This window comes from Marinomonas sp. TW1 (assembly GCF_001625355.1).
Classification (GTDB): Bacteria; Pseudomonadota; Gammaproteobacteria; order Pseudomonadales; family Marinomonadaceae; genus Marinomonas.
The window spans coordinates 40,851-57,132 of the sequence record NZ_JSEE01000012.1; the positions used below are offsets into that span (position 1 = coordinate 40,851).

General features: G+C 42.6%; 16 protein-coding genes. 12 read left to right on the top strand and 4 right to left on the bottom strand.

Going from position 1 to position 16,282, the window contains the following annotated elements:
- Window positions 1–5: 5 nt before the first annotated feature.
- Complete coding sequence (locus OA79_RS12060) at window positions 6–629, bottom strand: arylesterase (RefSeq protein WP_063333496.1); 624 nt, start codon at window positions 627–629, stop codon at window positions 6–8.
- A gap of 24 nt (window positions 630–653) precedes the next feature.
- Between OA79_RS12060 and OA79_RS12065 the strand changes: the two genes are divergently transcribed.
- Genes OA79_RS12065 through OA79_RS12075 form a run of 3 tightly spaced genes read left to right on the top strand, consistent with a single transcriptional unit; the run spans window position 654 to window position 6,150 of the window.
- Window positions 654–1,337 (top strand): ABC transporter ATP-binding protein, encoded by a 684-nt coding sequence (locus OA79_RS12065; RefSeq protein ID WP_063333497.1) that lies wholly within the window; start codon window positions 654–656, stop codon window positions 1,335–1,337.
- Window positions 1,334–3,793, top strand: coding sequence for an ABC transporter permease (locus OA79_RS12070; protein WP_063333498.1), 2,460 nt, complete (start codon window positions 1,334–1,336; stop codon window positions 3,791–3,793). Before OA79_RS12065 ends, OA79_RS12070 begins: the two co-directional genes overlap by 4 nt.
- Window positions 3,794–3,816: 23 nt before the next feature.
- A complete protein-coding gene (locus tag OA79_RS12075; RefSeq protein ID WP_063333499.1) occupies window positions 3,817–6,150 on the top strand; it encodes a DNA polymerase II in 2,334 nt (777 codons plus the stop codon).
- On the opposite strand, the gene OA79_RS12080 is transcribed toward OA79_RS12075, so the two are convergent.
- Together OA79_RS12080 and OA79_RS12085 are read right to left on the bottom strand one after the other, a co-directional pair.
- A complete protein-coding gene (locus tag OA79_RS12080; protein ID WP_063333500.1) occupies window positions 6,147–6,938 on the bottom strand; it encodes a TatD family hydrolase in 792 nt (263 codons plus the stop codon). The genes OA79_RS12075 and OA79_RS12080 overlap by 4 nt on opposite strands.
- Window positions 6,935–8,122, bottom strand: a complete 1,188-nt coding sequence (locus OA79_RS12085) for an EAL and HDOD domain-containing protein (RefSeq protein WP_063333501.1) — start codon at window positions 8,120–8,122, stop codon at window positions 6,935–6,937. The genes OA79_RS12080 and OA79_RS12085 overlap by 4 nt, the downstream gene beginning before the upstream one ends.
- Before the next feature lie 115 nt (window positions 8,123–8,237).
- On the opposite strand from OA79_RS12085, the gene OA79_RS12090 reads away from it, so the two are divergent.
- The 6 genes from OA79_RS12090 (at window position 8,238) to OA79_RS12115 (ending at window position 12,766) form a co-directional block, all read left to right on the top strand.
- The gene (locus OA79_RS12090; RefSeq protein WP_063333502.1) at window positions 8,238–9,173 is read left to right on the top strand and encodes a chemotaxis protein CheV; all 936 of its coding nucleotides are present in this window, start codon (window positions 8,238–8,240) and stop codon (window positions 9,171–9,173) included.
- A gap of 74 nt (window positions 9,174–9,247) precedes the next feature.
- Complete coding sequence (locus tag OA79_RS12095; RefSeq protein ID WP_063333503.1) at window positions 9,248–10,039, top strand: TSUP family transporter; 792 nt, start codon at window positions 9,248–9,250, stop codon at window positions 10,037–10,039.
- A gap of 106 nt (window positions 10,040–10,145) precedes the next feature.
- Window positions 10,146–11,138 (top strand): ferrochelatase, encoded by a 993-nt coding sequence (gene hemH / locus OA79_RS12100; RefSeq protein WP_063333504.1) that lies wholly within the window; start codon window positions 10,146–10,148, stop codon window positions 11,136–11,138.
- 1 nt (window position 11,139) lies between these two features.
- A complete protein-coding gene (locus OA79_RS12105) occupies window positions 11,140–11,874 on the top strand; it encodes an HAD family hydrolase (RefSeq protein ID WP_063333505.1) in 735 nt (244 codons plus the stop codon).
- Window positions 11,871–12,251 carry a hypothetical protein gene (locus OA79_RS12110; RefSeq protein WP_063333506.1) on the top strand — a complete coding sequence of 127 codons (381 nt, stop codon included), beginning with the start codon at window positions 11,871–11,873 and terminating at the stop codon, window positions 12,249–12,251. Before OA79_RS12105 ends, OA79_RS12110 begins: the two co-directional genes overlap by 4 nt.
- Window positions 12,252–12,256: 5 nt before the next feature.
- Window positions 12,257–12,766 carry a DNA topoisomerase family protein gene (locus OA79_RS12115; protein ID WP_063333507.1) on the top strand — a complete coding sequence of 170 codons (510 nt, stop codon included), beginning with the start codon at window positions 12,257–12,259 and terminating at the stop codon, window positions 12,764–12,766.
- A 4-nt stretch (window positions 12,767–12,770) separates the two neighbouring features.
- Here OA79_RS12115 and OA79_RS12120 read toward each other — a convergent pair whose 3' ends face one another.
- Window positions 12,771–13,658: a TIGR01777 family oxidoreductase gene (locus tag OA79_RS12120; RefSeq protein WP_063333508.1), complete on the bottom strand. Its 888-nt coding sequence runs from the start codon at window positions 13,656–13,658 to the stop codon at window positions 12,771–12,773.
- 162 nt (window positions 13,659–13,820) lie between these two features.
- Between OA79_RS12120 and OA79_RS12125 the strand changes: the two genes are divergently transcribed.
- The 3 genes from OA79_RS12125 to OA79_RS12135 are packed head-to-tail and all read left to right on the top strand — an operon-like array spanning window position 13,821 to window position 16,276.
- The gene (locus tag OA79_RS12125) at window positions 13,821–14,198 is read left to right on the top strand and encodes a sirohydrochlorin chelatase (RefSeq protein WP_063333509.1); all 378 of its coding nucleotides are present in this window, start codon (window positions 13,821–13,823) and stop codon (window positions 14,196–14,198) included.
- A 39-nt stretch (window positions 14,199–14,237) separates the two neighbouring features.
- Window positions 14,238–15,629 carry a Wadjet anti-phage system protein JetA family protein gene (locus OA79_RS12130; protein WP_063333510.1) on the top strand — a complete coding sequence of 464 codons (1,392 nt, stop codon included), beginning with the start codon at window positions 14,238–14,240 and terminating at the stop codon, window positions 15,627–15,629.
- Window positions 15,629–16,276: a DUF4194 domain-containing protein gene (locus OA79_RS12135; RefSeq protein ID WP_013796246.1), complete on the top strand. Its 648-nt coding sequence runs from the start codon at window positions 15,629–15,631 to the stop codon at window positions 16,274–16,276. The genes OA79_RS12130 and OA79_RS12135 overlap by 1 nt, the downstream gene beginning before the upstream one ends.
- Window positions 16,277–16,282 lie beyond the last annotated feature (6 nt).

Genomic DNA, 16,282 nt, shown 5'->3' on the forward strand with positions numbered 1-16,282 from the left:
TTTCCTTATTTTTCGTCTAATAATGGCTGTAAATATGGCAGGATATTTTCTAGCACTATCGGTTGACCCGCTTTATTAGGGTGTAGTCCGTCATTTTGCATGAGATCTTTATTGAGCGCGACGTTTTGCAGCATGAATGGCAAATAGGCCGTTTGATATTGATCCGCAATGTCTTTATAGAGTTCAAAAAACATTTTTGTGTAGCGCTTACCATAATTTTTCGGTATCTGGTTACCAATTAACAATACTTTAGCGCCAAGATGCTGAGACTGTTCGACCATATTTTTTAAATTGTCTGTGGTCTGATTTAAAGGGTAACCACGTAAGGCATCGTTGGCACCCAGCTCCAATATCACCCATTTAGGTTGATATTGTTTTAATAGCGATGGAAAACGTGACAAACCGCCTTGAGTAGTTTCACCACTGACACTGGCATTGATCACGTTAATATCTGGGTGTGATTGATTTAATTGATTTTTAAGTAAACTTACCCAGCCATCTTGTTGTCTTAGATTATAAGCAGCACTTAGACTATCGCCCATGACAAGTAAATTTGCGGCAAAAGAACTGGTCGTCAGAAGCAGCAGGGTAAATGCGAAAACGAATTTTTGAATGATTTTAACAAACATATTTAACCTTTAGAGTATTTAAACATGAGCAATAGAACGGCGATTAAAGTCAGTAATCTTACTCACACAGTGACCTCAAATACAGGGAATTTAACCATATTGAAAGGAATCAACATGGAAATTCTTGAGAGTCAATCTGTCGCAATCGTCGGTGCATCTGGCTCAGGCAAGTCGACATTGCTTGGTCTATTGGCAGGCTTGGATATTAACACATCAGGGGATATCTTTGTTTATGATCAAGCTTTTTCAGCATTAAGCGAAGAAAAGCGCGCTATTATAAGAGGCCAATATGTTGGCTTCGTCTTCCAATCGTTTCACTTACTTCCAAGCTTACAAGCAATCGAAAACGTGATGCTGCCAGCCGAATTAAAAGGAGACAAAGATGCACGACAAAAAGCAGAAGCATTGTTACAGAAAGTGGGCTTATCTCATCGTTTGACGCATTACCCGAATCAATTGTCTGGTGGCGAACAACAACGGGTTGCGATCGCCAGAGCATTTGCTTCTCAGCCGAAAATCCTATTCGCGGATGAACCCACAGGCAACCTAGATGAAGAAAACGGTAAATTGATCATCGATTTGCTGTTTGACCTTAACCAATCACAGGGTACGACTCTGGTCATGGTGACCCACGACAACGAACTTGCCAAACTGTGTGATCGTCAATTGATCATGTCGTCCGGACAGCTAACGGAAAAATCTCTATGATGTTTATATTTCGATTAATGGTTCGAGATTTTCGCAGTGGCGATTTACTCACACTGTTGGCCGCGCTTGTCATATCGGTAGGCACAGTAACGTCAATTGGACTCTTTATTGACCGCTTACAACTCTCATTTGAAGAACAGTCTGCCAATTTGTTGGCGGCAGATCGCTTGGTACGTAGTGATGAAAACATCCCATTAGACTGGATCCAAAAAGCAGATGATCTGAGCTTAGAGCAAGCTCAGCGAACGTCTTTTACCACAATGATGTTCGCGAAAGACAGTTTACAGCTCGCACAAATCAGTGCCGTTACCGATTCCTATCCTTTAAGAGGCGCTTACTTAGTTGATCAAACATTGTTTGGTCAGGGGCAGCAATGGACACAACCACCAGCCGTAGGAGACGTTTGGCTGTCGTCTAGGTTGGCCAGCATGCTTGGCGTTAGTATCGGCGATCAAGTCGAAATCGGTGAAGCGGAATTTAATGTTAGCAAGTTTTTGGTTCGGGACCCGGGCTCAACAACTTCTGCCTTTGCTATTTCACCAAGGGCAGTAATCAATCACAAGGATTTAGCAAAAACACAAGTCATCATTCCAGGGAGCCGAGTTCGTTATTCCTTGTTGTTAGCGGGAAACCGAGAGGCTTTGCAAGAGTATGGCGATTGGTTGGCACCGCAATTGGTGGATGGTCAGCGATGGCGCACACCATCACAAAGTAGCGAACGCGTTGGTAATACCATCAGCCGAGCGGAATCCTTCTTATTGTTAGCCGGTACGCTGGCCGTGGTGATGTCTGGTATTGCCATGGCATTGGCGTCTGCTCGCTTTGTAAAACGCCACTTGATGCAAGTCGCCATCTTAAAAACCATTGGTGCAACGCCTAAATTCTTAAGTTGGGCTTTTCTCCAACAGCTCAGCTTACTCTTCTGCGTAGGTACCTTGATTGGCTTGGCAATAGGTTGGGGGATACAAGAAATCATCGCCTCATTGCTATCTGGTTTAATGTCGACTGAGTTACCACCACCTTCTATTAACCGTTTATGGCTCGGGGTGGCAACAGGTTTGGTGTCTATGTTGGCGTTTTGTTTGCCTTTGGTGATGCGTCTAATCAAAATTTCACCGCTTTCAGTATTACAGCCTTCGGCAAAAATTGAGCAAAACACGGCCATTATTTACGGTCTTGGCTTTGCTGGTATGTACGCACTGATGTGTATTTATACGAAAGGCTTTTTACTGCCCAGTGTCATGACCTTGAGTATCGTTGGCATTGGTTTAATTGTTGGGTTAATTGGTGTTGGTGCTTTTAAACTTGGAAGAAGACTGACCTCTGGCGCGACCAGTGGCTGGCAAATCGGCTTGGCTTCACTGTATCGCCGGTTGATGCCCAACTTGTTTCAGTTGTTGGTTTTTACCTTGATTATTATGTTGACGTTAATTTTGATCGGTGTGCAATCGAGTCTGATCAGTGACTGGCAAAAGCAACTTCCTGAAGATGCGCCTAATCACTATATTTTTAACGTTCAGAGCAATCAAATAGACGCCATTAATCAAACCAGTCAAGCATTGCAGATACCGCACTCGGATTGGTATCCCATGGTGCGTGGTCGGGTCATAAAGATTAATGATGAGAATGTGGACGACTTATATCCTGAGGGGCGTAATGAACCTGAATTAGTGGACCGTGAATTAAACCTCACTTGGTCTGATCAACTGGGGCAGGGGAACACACTTCTTGAAGGTGATTTCTCCGCTGAGGGACTATCCATTGAGCAGCGCGTAGCGCAAGAGGTTGGTGTTTCTATTGGTGACACACTCACTATTAATATTGGTGGCAACATCATTACCTTACCCATTACCTCAGTGAGAGAGGTAGATTGGGGAACAATGCAGCCTAACTTCTATTTGATATTGCCTAAGCAAGCTCTGCAAGATTACCCTGCTAATTTCGTGAGCAGCCTGTTTGTGGACGATGATAAAGCGCAGAACTTTTATAAAGGCATGTCGAATTACCCCACGGTTTCGATTTTGAATGTGGGCGATATCTTAAAACAGATTCAAACCATTATCGGGCAATTGTCTCAAGCCATTCAATTAGTCCTCTTGTGTATCTTGTGTGCTGGCGGTTTAGTGCTGCTGGCCAGTGTCAGATCTACCCTTGAGGAGAGATTAGAAGAAGGTGCTTTGTTAAGAGTGTTGGGGGCAAAAAGCAGTTTGGTCAGACAATCAATATTTGTTGAATTTGGTGCGTTAGGATTCTTCTCTGGTGTGATTTCCGCCCTTGGTGCCGAACTATGCCTTTACGGACTGCAAGTTTATGTCTTTAATACTCAAGCGAATTGGCATCCTAGCCTATGGTTGTTCGGACCACTAATCGGTGTCTGTGTCATTTTGACCATTGGTGTTTTTGCCAGCCGTAAGGTGTTGAATGTGCCACCGATGCATTTATTGCGCGATCTCTGATTTTACCTCAAATAAGGTTTGTAATGTTTAAAGAACAAAAAGGCTACATTGTCAGTCGCCATACGAAAGAAGTGAATGGTCAGATCGAAATGAGCCTTTTTGTGAAAACACCTGACGGTACTGTAAAAGTGGTGCCGGATCGTCAACAAAGCAGTTTTTTTAGTACCATCCCAATTTCAGAACTTCCTACCGACATCAGTGGCGTTCAATATCACGCCACTGAACTCCGTTCTTTTGATCATCAAACGGTCAATTTAATTCAGACCAATAGTCTGACCTTGCACAGACAAATCTTGAAGTTTGTTAAACAAACAGGTCATGCCGTTTTTGAAGAAGACATTAAGCCACATGATCGCTATTTAATGGAAAGAAACATACGTGGTGCCATTCGGTTTATTGGTTTGGTAGAGCAAGGTGGTTCCGTTTATCAGCAAGCCAAGGTCATTACAGGAGATTATTCTCCGAATTGGACTATCTGGTCGTTAGACATTGAAACCTCAGTCACACATAACAGAATTCTTTCCATTGGGGTGACCAATGATCAGCTTCGGCATGCCTTTGTGGTGACACCTGATAACCACCAACTAGAGAATGTCACGGCGTTTGCCGATGAACGAAGTTTGCTACTCGGTTTTATGCAATTCGTCAAAAAACACAACCCAGATATATTCATAGGTTGGAATCTGATTGGCTTTGATCTTCATTTTATTGATCAGCGTTGCCAACAGTTGGGGATTCGTGCAGCTTTTGGCGTGAATGGAGAAACATGGAATATTCGCTCCTCAGACAATCAAGGCAAATACTTTGCCTCTATTCCTGGAAGAGTGGCCTTAGACGGCATTACCTTACTTAAGGTGGGGGGCTATCACTTTGAGTCATACAGTTTAAACAATGTCAGCCACGAAATCTTAGGTGACAGTAAGCTGTTACATGGCGGTGATCGTTGGCAAGAAATAGAGCGGATGCATCAGCATGATCTGGCTTCTTTTGTGGCTTACAATTTACAAGACTGCGATCTAGTATGGCGTATTTTTAAGCAGCTAAAATTGATCGAACTACAGCAGACCCGAGTGGATCTCACTGGTATACCCATGGAGCAAACTGGTGGTTCGGTTGCTTCTTTTGAAAACCTTTATATCCCACGCTTGCATCAAGCCGGGTACGTTGCACCAGCATGGAAAGACGAAGCCTTTGTTGCCAGTCCCGGTGGTTTTGTCATGAACTCCCTTCCAGGTCTTTATAAAAATGTCTTAGTGTTCGACTTCAAAAGCCTCTACCCCAGTATTATTCGAACTTTTTTCATTGACCCTTTAGCTCGTATATCCGCACAAAATACCCCACAACAAGGTATTCAGCATATTGTGCCTGGTTACTTGGGAGCACACTTTGATGTAGAGCAGGCTATTTTGCCAGAATTGGTTGGGGAACTTGCTAAAGCCAGAGAAGACGCGAAATCATCTCATAATGACATCTTAAGTTATGCCATTAAAATCATCATGAACTCCTTCTATGGCGTACTTGGCTCTAATGTGTGTCGGTTTTATCATGCAGAGCTCGCCAGTTCGATCACCATGCGCGGTCATGAAATATTGCAGCTCACAAAAGCCTGGATGGAAAAGAAGGGCGCCAAAGTTATTTATGGCGATACCGATTCCTTATTCGTAGTGCTAAACGATGACAGTGATAAACCAGAAGTGTTAGGCAAGCGCTTATGTGAGGATATTAATCAAACCTTAACCGCATGGTGTCATGATTACGCCAATGTGGATTCTCACCTAGAACTTGAGTTTGAAACCCTATATGAACGCTTCTTTATGCCCACCATTCGCGGTCAAGAAGAAGGCAGTAAAAAACGTTATGCCGGTAAAACCAATAACAAAATTGTATTCAAAGGCCTAGAGGCCGCGCGCACCGATTGGACAAAGTTGGCGAGGGAATTTCAGCGCAATCTTTTTGATATTATTTTTAAGGATGAAAATCCTATTCCCTATATTCAATCTGTCATCGAGCAGCTCAAAGCGGGCCAACTTGATGAATGGTTGGTGTACAGTAAACAACTGAGTCGACCACTGTCAGCGTATTCAAAACATAAACCGCCTCATGTTCGTGCCGCGATGATGATTGATGAAAAGCGCGCCAGTCTTGGTCTACCACTGGAATACAATAAAGGTCGTAAGCGAGTGAATTACGTGTATCAAACTTCTGGGGTGGTGCCCTATGAGACACAAGCCGATTTGTGTCATTTAGATTATGAGCATTATATTGAAAAGCAACTCGTTCCCATTGCGGATAGTATCTTACCAATCTTTAAAACAAACATGGCCAGTCTATTATCACAGCAAATTTCATTACTTTAAGCGTTGTGATGATCCGCAGACAGATTAAACAATCTCTGTGAGTTATCGATACTGGCTTGGATTAAAGATTCAACTGACATTCCACGTAATCGAGCCACTTCTTCTGCAATATAGGGAAGATATTTAGGATGATTCTTTTTCGGTCTAGGTCGTATGTTTCGAGGCAATAAATACGGCGCATCCGTTTCCAATAGCAATTTATCCAAAGGAATGTGAGGCACCGAAGATTGTAAATCGTGACCTCGTCTTTCATCGCAAACCCACCCCGTTATGCCAATATACAGCCCAAGCTCTAGATAATGGTCTAATTCTTCCTTTGAACCAGTAAAACAATGAATGACGGAATGCTGAGCGACGTCGGGATGCTGCCTCAAAGTTTCAATCATTTCTTGATGGGCATCTCTTTCATGTAAGTAAAGAGGCAAGGTGAATTCTTTGGCTAGCTCGATCTGTTGGTGGAAAGCAAATCGTTGTTGTTCAGGGGTTGAGTAATTGCGATTAAAATCTAACCCTGTCTCCCCAATCGCGACGGCATGATGCTTGTTAAGTAACTCCCGACATATTTGCTGGCTGTCCACATGCCATGTTTTAGCTTGATGTGGATGACAACCAATGGTTTGCCAAAGGCTCGGATGACGCTGACAGTGTTGTGCCAGTAACAGGCTCTCTTCAATATCGGACGCAATGCAAATGATGCCATTGACGCCATGTTGCTTTGTCTCAGTCAATGTGTGATCTAAATCGTCTAAAAATATGGAATGATTTAAATTAACGCCAATGTCTATCATACTTGTGCCATCTCTTTTGCCATGGTCAGGCTGTCGATGTAGAGGTTTTTTAATGCTTCTTTGGAGATGTTTTTCGTTGCTAGCTGTTCAAACGGGATTTTTTCCCAGCGACCTGATTCATAGGCTTCAACCATTCGCAATACGCCTCCCAAGTTACCTTGATACTCCAATAAGGCTTTAGTGATGTTGGTGTCCAAGGGCAGTTCTTTTAACAATGTGGCTAAATCTTCATCGTAAAAGCTAGGTAAGTAAGAAAACAAACCCACTAAAAAACCGCCTTCCAATTTTGGAAATAAAGCCGCACTAATGTTATGGCAGAAACAAGCTCGAGACACCGCCATGGAAAATAAACAATCTGGTTTTCCCGGAACGCTACTAAGCATCACAAGACCTACCCACTTAACAAGGTCTCGAACTCCGATGATTTCAACGGCTCGCTGTGCATTGGAAACATTGAATTGGCTATGATATCGCGCCGTATGGGTTAGCTTGATAATTCTATATGTCAGGGTAGGGTCACGCTCTATGCAATCCGCTAAAAGACGAGGGGAAGTCTGATGATTATTTAAATGATTCAGTAATTCAATGAGTATGTCTTTATAAGCAATAACGCGTTTGCCTTTTACTCTGGTCATTTTTCGGATAAACGTGCCACTAAAAAAAGCATCTGGAAGTGATTGCTTAAGGATGTCAAAATCTTGAGCCTGCTCAATTTTATGAATCCAGATGTTTTTTAATGCAATGGCTGGGTGTTGGCTAGACGCTAAGACGGTTTCTAAAGAGACGAGATCTAAATCGTATAAAACATATGAAAACAGATTGATAAAGTCACTGTCATAGTCCTCTGGATGAGGATTAATAAGACCAAATTGGTAGCCATCTAGGCGCGCTTCAGAAAGGCTATCCATGTACTTATTCTGATCTAGTGTGGAGCAATCAATGAAAATCGTCACTCGTAGCCCATTAAGTTCTGGCAATTTAGTTAATTGATCAACTGACCCAATAAAAAAAATCACTTTTTGCTGAGTGAGTTCATTTAGATTTACATCCACGAACAAAGAACTAAAAAATGTCTTTTCGTCTTGATATAAAGCATCTTCAGGGTGAAGAAGCTGATATGCCATTGTTTGAGATTTATGGTTCACGACAGCTTTATGACAAAAAAGCACATCATCGTTTTTCATCTCATTTCCCTATAATTAAAAAGACAACACAAAAAAATACTGTAACCCGTAGCTGAATACAATATCATGGTTATAATGGAATAACGCCCTTATTTAAAAATGTGTGGAGTGATATATGGCGAGCATGTTAGACGCTGTAGACCAAAGAACCAAGTTAGTGGGTGAAAACCGCCTAGAATTGTTGATGTTCCGTCTTGGTGGAATGCAAATGTTTGCAATCAATGTCTTTAAAGTTCAAGAGGTTGTGCAGCTACCAAAACTCAACTTAATGCCCCATAGGCACCCTTCTGTTGCAGGGGTAACACACTTTCGCGGTCGTACCATTCCGGTAATTGATTTATCAGAATCCATTGGCATGAAACCCATTGAACGTAATGAATCCTGCAATTTAATTGTCACCGAGTACAACAACACCGTTCAAGGCTTTATGGTTGGTGAAGTAGATCGCATTATCAACATGAACTGGAATGAAATCCTTCCGCCACCTGATGGCGCTGGTCGTCAACATTACTTAACGGCCATTACTAGAGTGAATGATCGCATTGTTGAGATCATTGATGTTGAAAAAGTACTTGCTGAAATTTCACCGTATGACAGTACCGTCAGTGATGACATCATCGATGACGATCTTATGGCACTCGCAAAGGGCTTGGAAGTACTGGTGGTTGATGATTCATCGGTAGGTTTAGCGCAATGTCGTTCTACTTTAGATTTCATGGGCATTACCGTTCATACCGCGACAGATGGCAAACGTGGTTTAGAACGATTAAAAACATGGGCAGATCAGGGTGAAATCGTCCCGGAAAAACTGCTTATGATGATCACAGACGCCGAGATGCCTGAAATGGATGGCTACCGACTCACTCGAGAAGTGCGAGAGGATCCAAGACTAAAAGATTTGTACATCGTTTTGCACACCTCTTTGAGTGGTAGCTTTAACAAAGCCATGGTACAAAAAGTGGGCTGTGACGATTTCTTGTCCAAATTTCAGCCGGATAAACTGGCGTCTTTGATCCAAGAAAGAATCAGAAGCGTTGTCTATCGCGATTAATTTATAGCAAATCAAAAAAGCGGGCTTATGCCCGCTTTTTTGCCTTTCATTTACCTCATAGAACGATATAACTCATGCCGATTGAATTTGCTGTATTTCTGATCTTAATAGGCTTGGCTTGTGGTTTGGTCAGTACTCAAATTAGAGTTTCTCCCGCTTTAACTTGTCTAACATCCTTATACTTTTTTTTACCCGCAATTGGCTTATCGATAGAAAATGTCGTCTCTATCGTCATTGCGACAACCATTGTGGCTTGTTTACCAACACACCTTTATCAATGGTTGAAAGCAATGAGGGTCGGCCAAGTTGAGTACGTACTGCTATTCAAATACGCTCCTGGCTTCGCCATGGGGGGCGTCATTGGTGCGCAATTGGTTAGCTTTGCTGGTATTCAAGTAATATTGGCTTTTTTATCGTTTACTCTATTGCTCAGTATCTTCGTCAGTACGATGCCGTGGCGCCATGTTAAATTGCAGTCGATTCCAAACTTCCCACTTCCGATTGGCTTGCTTGCTGGTGGAATAAGTTTGTTAGGGGGAAATGATGGTCATATCGTTTCGCGCTTACTTGAGCGGTTACATCATCGTTCAGTTGAAAACGGTGATGGAACCCTTCATGGCATGTCATTATTTCTCTCATTTGCGGCCCTGATTGGGTTTGTATTCCCTGCAACGCCACCGCCTATGACCTCATTAGAGGCTGGATTGGTAGGTGCCATTTACTTGCCGGCCGCATTGATTCTCGGGGCAGGGGTGTTCCTCGGTACTTTACTGTCGCGATGGCAAGTAAGCCACTACGAGCATAAGATTTTAGTAATATGCTTTAACCTATATTTAATCGTGTGTTTATTCAGGATTTGGCAATGATATTGCTATTAAAGCGGTGAATTTGAACTTAAAATAACGTGAATTTACACGTTGTTCTGTGCATGATGCCCTATAATGCATTGGTAAATTTTAAAGGTTTGTTTTAATGACTGATAATAAGAAAATTGGCGTGCTGTTGATGAATCTCGGTACACCTGATGCACCTGAAACTGGGGCAGTTCGTCGCTACTTAAGAGAGTTTTTGTCAGATTCCCGTGTGGTGGATTTAAATCCATTGTTGTGGAAGCCAATTTTGAACTTGGTGATTTTAACTCTTAGACCGCCTAAGGTGGCCAAAGTGTATCAGCAAGTCTGGATGGAAGAAGGCTCCCCTTTATTGGTATTGAGTCAACGCCTTAAGGACAAATTACAGAGACAAGTTACAGAGGAGTTTCCTCTGCCAGTCGCGGTAGAGTTGGCTATGACATATGGCAAACCAAGTGTCGAGACCGCGGCAAACAAATTGAGGGAGCAAGGGGTAGGTAAGATTCTGGTGATCCCAATGTATCCACAATTCTCATCGACTACCTCAGCGGCCGCTTACGATCGCCTTATGAGATCCTTAAAGTCGTGCCCACATTGGCCAGAGTTACATTTGGCTGGCGATTATGCGGATAACCCTTTGTACATAACCGCGTTAGCTGATTCTGTTCGAGCGCAATGGGAAAAACAAGGTGAACGACGTCATTTGGTTTTGTCCTATCACGGCATTCCAAAACGATACGTAAGCAATGGCGATCCGTATTCACGCCGTTGCGAACTAACCAGCCGCTTAGTTGCAGAAGAGCTTGAACTAGGTGATAGCGATTGGACTCATGTCTATCAATCCCGATTTGGCCGTGAAGAGTGGTTAAAGCCATATGCAGACGAAACCCTTAGAGCATTGCCTGACATGGGCATTAAAAAAATCAATGTAATTAGCCCAGCTTTTTCAATTGATTGCATCGAAACTCTAGAAGAAGTGACGTTAGAATTAGGGGATGAGTTTAAACACAGTGGCGGTGTGGCATTTGACTACATTCCTGCGTTAAACGACAGCCCTGAGCAGATTTCGCTTTATATGAATATTATTGAAGAAAACATTAAAAACTGGACATGATATGACAAAATCACGCCAAGCTTTCCAAACCATCGCATTTGATGCGGATGACACTTTGTGGCGTAACGAAGAAATATTCATGAATGCTCAAGACGAGTTTATTCGTTTACTGTCACCTTATCATTCTGAAGCTTATATTCGAGAACACCTTGGTGAAGTACAAGTCAGAAACCTAGGGCATTTTGGTTACGGCATCAAAGGCTTCACTCTTTCCATGATAGAGACCGCCATTGAGTTGACGGAAGGGCGCATCTTAGGTCATGAAATTCAACAAATTATTGATCTTGCAAAATGCATGGTGGCTATGCCTGTTGAGGTGTTGCCAAATATCGAAGCGGTCCTGAAAACCTTGCAATCAAAATGCCGACTTATGGTGATTACGAAAGGGGACTTACTTGACCAAGAAAGTAAATTTGCCCGTTCCGGAATTGCCGATTACTTTGACATTATTGAAGTGGTAAGTGAAAAGCTACCTGCAACTTATGAGCAGATTCTGGCTAAGCACAATATTCCAAAAGACGAATTCTTAATGATAGGAAATTCTCTTAAATCCGATGTTTTGCCCGTGCTTGATATCGGTGCCGCCGCCATTCATATTCCATACCATAGCACTTGGGTTCATGAGCAGGTTGACGATAGTATCTTGGCCAGTTATGAAAATTTAGTACAGTTAACGGATGTCTCGCTTGTTCTTGAGCATTTGCACCGAGATAAAATCCAACAGGAGCTGGCATGAATATCAGTCGTTTGATGATTGTAATCATCAGTTTGGCAATGAATGTGGCGTATGCGGATGATGAGTCAGGTTTTGATAAAGCTAAGCACAATGTCATTGAGTTTTGGCAAGATGCAAAGGAAACGACGTCAGATGTCGCCGACAAAACCGCAAAGAAAGCCAGTGATCTAGGGAGCAAAGCCTCAGTGCTTGGCGGCAAAGTAAGTAAAAACGCCAAAGAGACTGGGACAATTGTTTGGGAAAGTTTACAAGAAGCCGGAGCGGCGACCGCGGAGGCAGCACGAAAGGGTGCTTCAAAAGTACGAACCGTGTTCGCGGAAGACGAAAGCAATAAATGCCAGGAAGACTCAGCTCTTTGCTATCAAGATAAAGAGTAATCCTCATGTCAAAAGATACCAAAGCACCTCATTTGCCAAGTAGCCACTGGGAACAAGAGTTTCTGAAACAAGATGACGTTAAAGTCACAGTGGCTCAAGTTCGTTATCGATGCCCTAAATGCCAAAGTCTTTTAAGACAGAAGCAAGGCGCTAATGGCGTGTTTTGGGGATGTGAATCTTACCCAAATTGTGACTACACAGCGAACGATGAAGAAGGGAAACCTGTTCGAGCAAAGCGTTATTTATGCCCTGCCTGCCAATCCCCATTGCGCAAAAGACAATTTAAAGAGAGTGTTTTTTGGGGATGCTCCAATTACCCTGATTGTAAGGTCACGGTAGAAGATGACGATGGCGCACCATCGGCGACAAAGAAATACCCATGTCGAGCCTGTGGTCACTACCTCGTCCGAAAGAAAAGTAAAAACGGCTATTTTTGGGGCTGTATTACTTACCCCAAATGCACTCACACACTCAACGATGATAAAGGCTTGCCTGAGCTACGAAAGAAACGGTAAGTCTTTACTGTGTATTATTGGCTTCGATATTGTTAAGGGCTTGATCCAATCGGTCAAATTTAAACTGGTAACCTTGTTTTACCAGCCTATCAGGAATCACTTTAGGTCCATGGGTTAGTAACGTCGACATTTCACCCAATAAGACCTTTAACACCCACTGTGGTGTCCAAACTAAAGCAGGACGTTTCAAACATTTTGCATAACCACTAGCAAACTCAGCTTGAGTGGCATTATTGGGCGCAACCAAATTATAGCTTCCTTGATAGGTTGTATCGGTTACAGCGTTTAAAATGCATTGTTTCACATCGTCTAGATGAACCCAGTTAAACCACTGCTTTCCTGAGGCGATTTTGCCCCCCAAGCCTAAACGATAGGGAAGTCTCATTGCATTTAGCGCCCCGCCATTTCCTAATACGACCCCCAGTCTAAAAATAACCACACGACTATCGTGTTGAGCTGATTCTGTTACAGAACGCTCCCATAACTCGCACAATTGATGAGCAAAACCTGATGCAGGAAGTGTGCTTTCAGTAAACTCTCCTTCATTAGTGACACCGTAATAGCCAATGGCCGACATAGAAATGATGGTTTTAGGAGGTTGTTGTAATAAATCAAAAATACGATTCGTTAAGTTAACCCGGCTATTAAGCAAAGCTTGCTTGCGTTTCGATGTCCAACGTTGGGCGGCGATGCTTTCTCCTGCCAGATTGATAAAGACATCAAAGGGTTCAGTTAATTGGGAAAGTGCAGAAAAATCAATTTGTTTGACTGCCACGGGCAAGCTATTCGATTTTTTACGAACAAGCGCGCAGATCTCTGAATCGGTCTTTAGTAGCTCATCTAGTAATGAGCGACCAATAAACCCCGTTGCCCCTGTCATTAAAATCTTCATGGTAAATCCTTATGATTTTTCATTATTCAGATTGAGACTAAACGAACAAAAACTAAAATTGGATCAAGTAGTTCTTTGTTTTTGCGTTTTTTTAAATCGCACCTTCTTTTTCTCTGGCAGGATGGCTAAAATGGTAACCATTGTTAATATTTAGGTAAGATAATGTTACGCAAAGAATACGATCACATCATACTTCTTGCACACGGAAGTCCAGATCCTCTTTGGAAAGAGCCATTCGAAACCCTTCACCAACGAGTCGTGGAACTTTATGGTGAAGCGAATACTAGTTTAGCTTATATGGAATTAACCACGCCATCTTTAGAAGATGTCGTAGAGAAATTGAGCGAGAAGGTAACTTCCGTGGCCGTGTTGCCACTTTTTCTTGCTGTTGGAAGACATTTGCGCGCGGATGTTCCTGCGCAAATAGAAGCCCTTCAGAGCGAGAAATTAAACATTGTGTTACTGCCACCAGTTGGTGAAGATAATGCCGTAAAAAAAGCCATGGAAAGCGTGATAGCTGGATATTTAGGTAAGGAATAAGAATGCGATTGTTTTTAGTGAAGCCATGGAGCCATGACAATGTTGTTTAGTCATTTGCCAGATGAAATTTTTCAGGCGTTAAGCGGCTCGAATAAGACTCTCATCGAAGCGGTACTCAAAGATCTCGCTGACGTTTTCTATGATCACGCTGAGGATCCAATCAAAGACAAGTCCACCATTATTGAATCGATTGAAGACACGCTTCATAAATTGGATACCTTGTCTTGGCATGAGGATCAAAAAGAGTCATTTGATTCACCAAAAACCATTCATGATTATGCATTACGCATCTACCATAGATTAGTCAACACAGGATGGCTTGTTGAAGAGCAAGAGTTGTATCGCGTTAGTGTACTCATGACACCGCAGATTTCCATGTTGTTACGATCTTTGGTTGAGATCAGCCGTCATGGCAAACGGAACTATGGGGCAACGGTACTCAGCATACTGAGTAATTTGGAAGCGGTCGCAAAACAGCCGAAAGAAAGGGGCGTCACCCTTCGTCAATCGGCAGAAGCGGCACGAGAATTTTCCGCCCATCTGAACCAAATATTATTAGGCATTCGCAGCTTACAACGGGAATTGTTTGCTAGTCGAGACCCTAAAGCCATTGTGTCTGGCTTCTTTGACTTGTTTGTTGAAGGCATTCTGATTGCTGACTACAAAACCATCAAAACCAGTAACAACCCATTTCGTTTTCGTCGACAAATCCTCGAACTAACCCAAGATTTTTTAGCCAATCCAACCACCATGGGACAAGTTGCACAATGTTATGTTGATCAGCAACTTATCACCATGGCAGAAGCACAAGCTATGGTTGAACAAGATTGTCGCGATATATTGCAAACCTTTAATAACATCGAGCAACGCTTAGAACGAATTGATGAATATCGCTATCGATTAGAAAAACGAGCCGCTGATACGGCTCGTTATATGGACAGTTCTCGCCCCGGCATGGCAACGAAAATTGCCGGTATTATTACCGATGTGGCGAAGTTCGAGCATTTGCCAGTGATGAAGCAAGTCATCGGCTCTCGTTTTGTTGGCATGGCTTCTGCCGCACAGCCAACAAAACGTCGTGAAGCGCCACCACCACGGGTGATGACACCTGCGGAGGTATCAGCCGATGCCATTAAATTGAGAGACCAACAGCGTCGATTCCATGAAGCGCGACAAGTGACTGTCGCGAAAATGCAGACTTACCTTGAAAAACAGATGGCCAGCCATACTCAAAAACACATTTTAGATTTTACCATTTCGTCAGTGGAAGACTTTGTTTGCTTTGATCATCTTCGTTATGTCGGCTCTTTGGGTGTCAGTGCAAAAAAATTAGAAAATGTGTTTGAAATACAATTTACCGATCAATTTGTAGATGTTCATGATTTTGTTGAATGCCGTGAATTCAATGTCGTACGTAGGAGCGAAGCTTAATGCTTAAAGAATTAAAAAAGGTCGTTGAAGAGTCAGGGAAGGACGCACAAGAGTTCCAACAGACAGCAAATTATGTCATCGCCAATCAATTTGCCAGTGCTTACAAACATGGCCAACGCAAACACTATTTGTTACTTGAGTCTTATCAAGAGTATTTTGATCGTTTATTTGATGCGCTCGGCATGAAACTCTACATCAATGAAAATGAACGTTTAGCTGGCGTTTTGCCGGTTCAAAGAGAAGCCTTTGTTCGATTAAAAACCGATGAAACGTTATTTTTACTTGTGCTGCGACAAATATACGAAGAGAAGATTGAAAACTTTGAAGTGGATAACGGCTTTGTGGCGACCAATACTCACACCATTTTGGATCGTTTTGTGCATTTGGTAAAACGAGAAATCCCGAGTGAAACTCGTTTTAAAGATATTTTATCTTTATTCAGTCGTCATGGTGTGATCATTCGCGGCAAAACCTACGAAGAAGACAGCAAAAACCAGATCATCAATATTACGCCTGTGGTTCGCCTAATTGTTACGGAAGCTTATTTGAGACAATTAGAGTCTTTCAATGGAACAGACCCAGATGAAGACGACATAGAAAGTGATGACAGTGATGTTGAAATCACCTCTGAGACGAATCAAGACTAGGGCCTG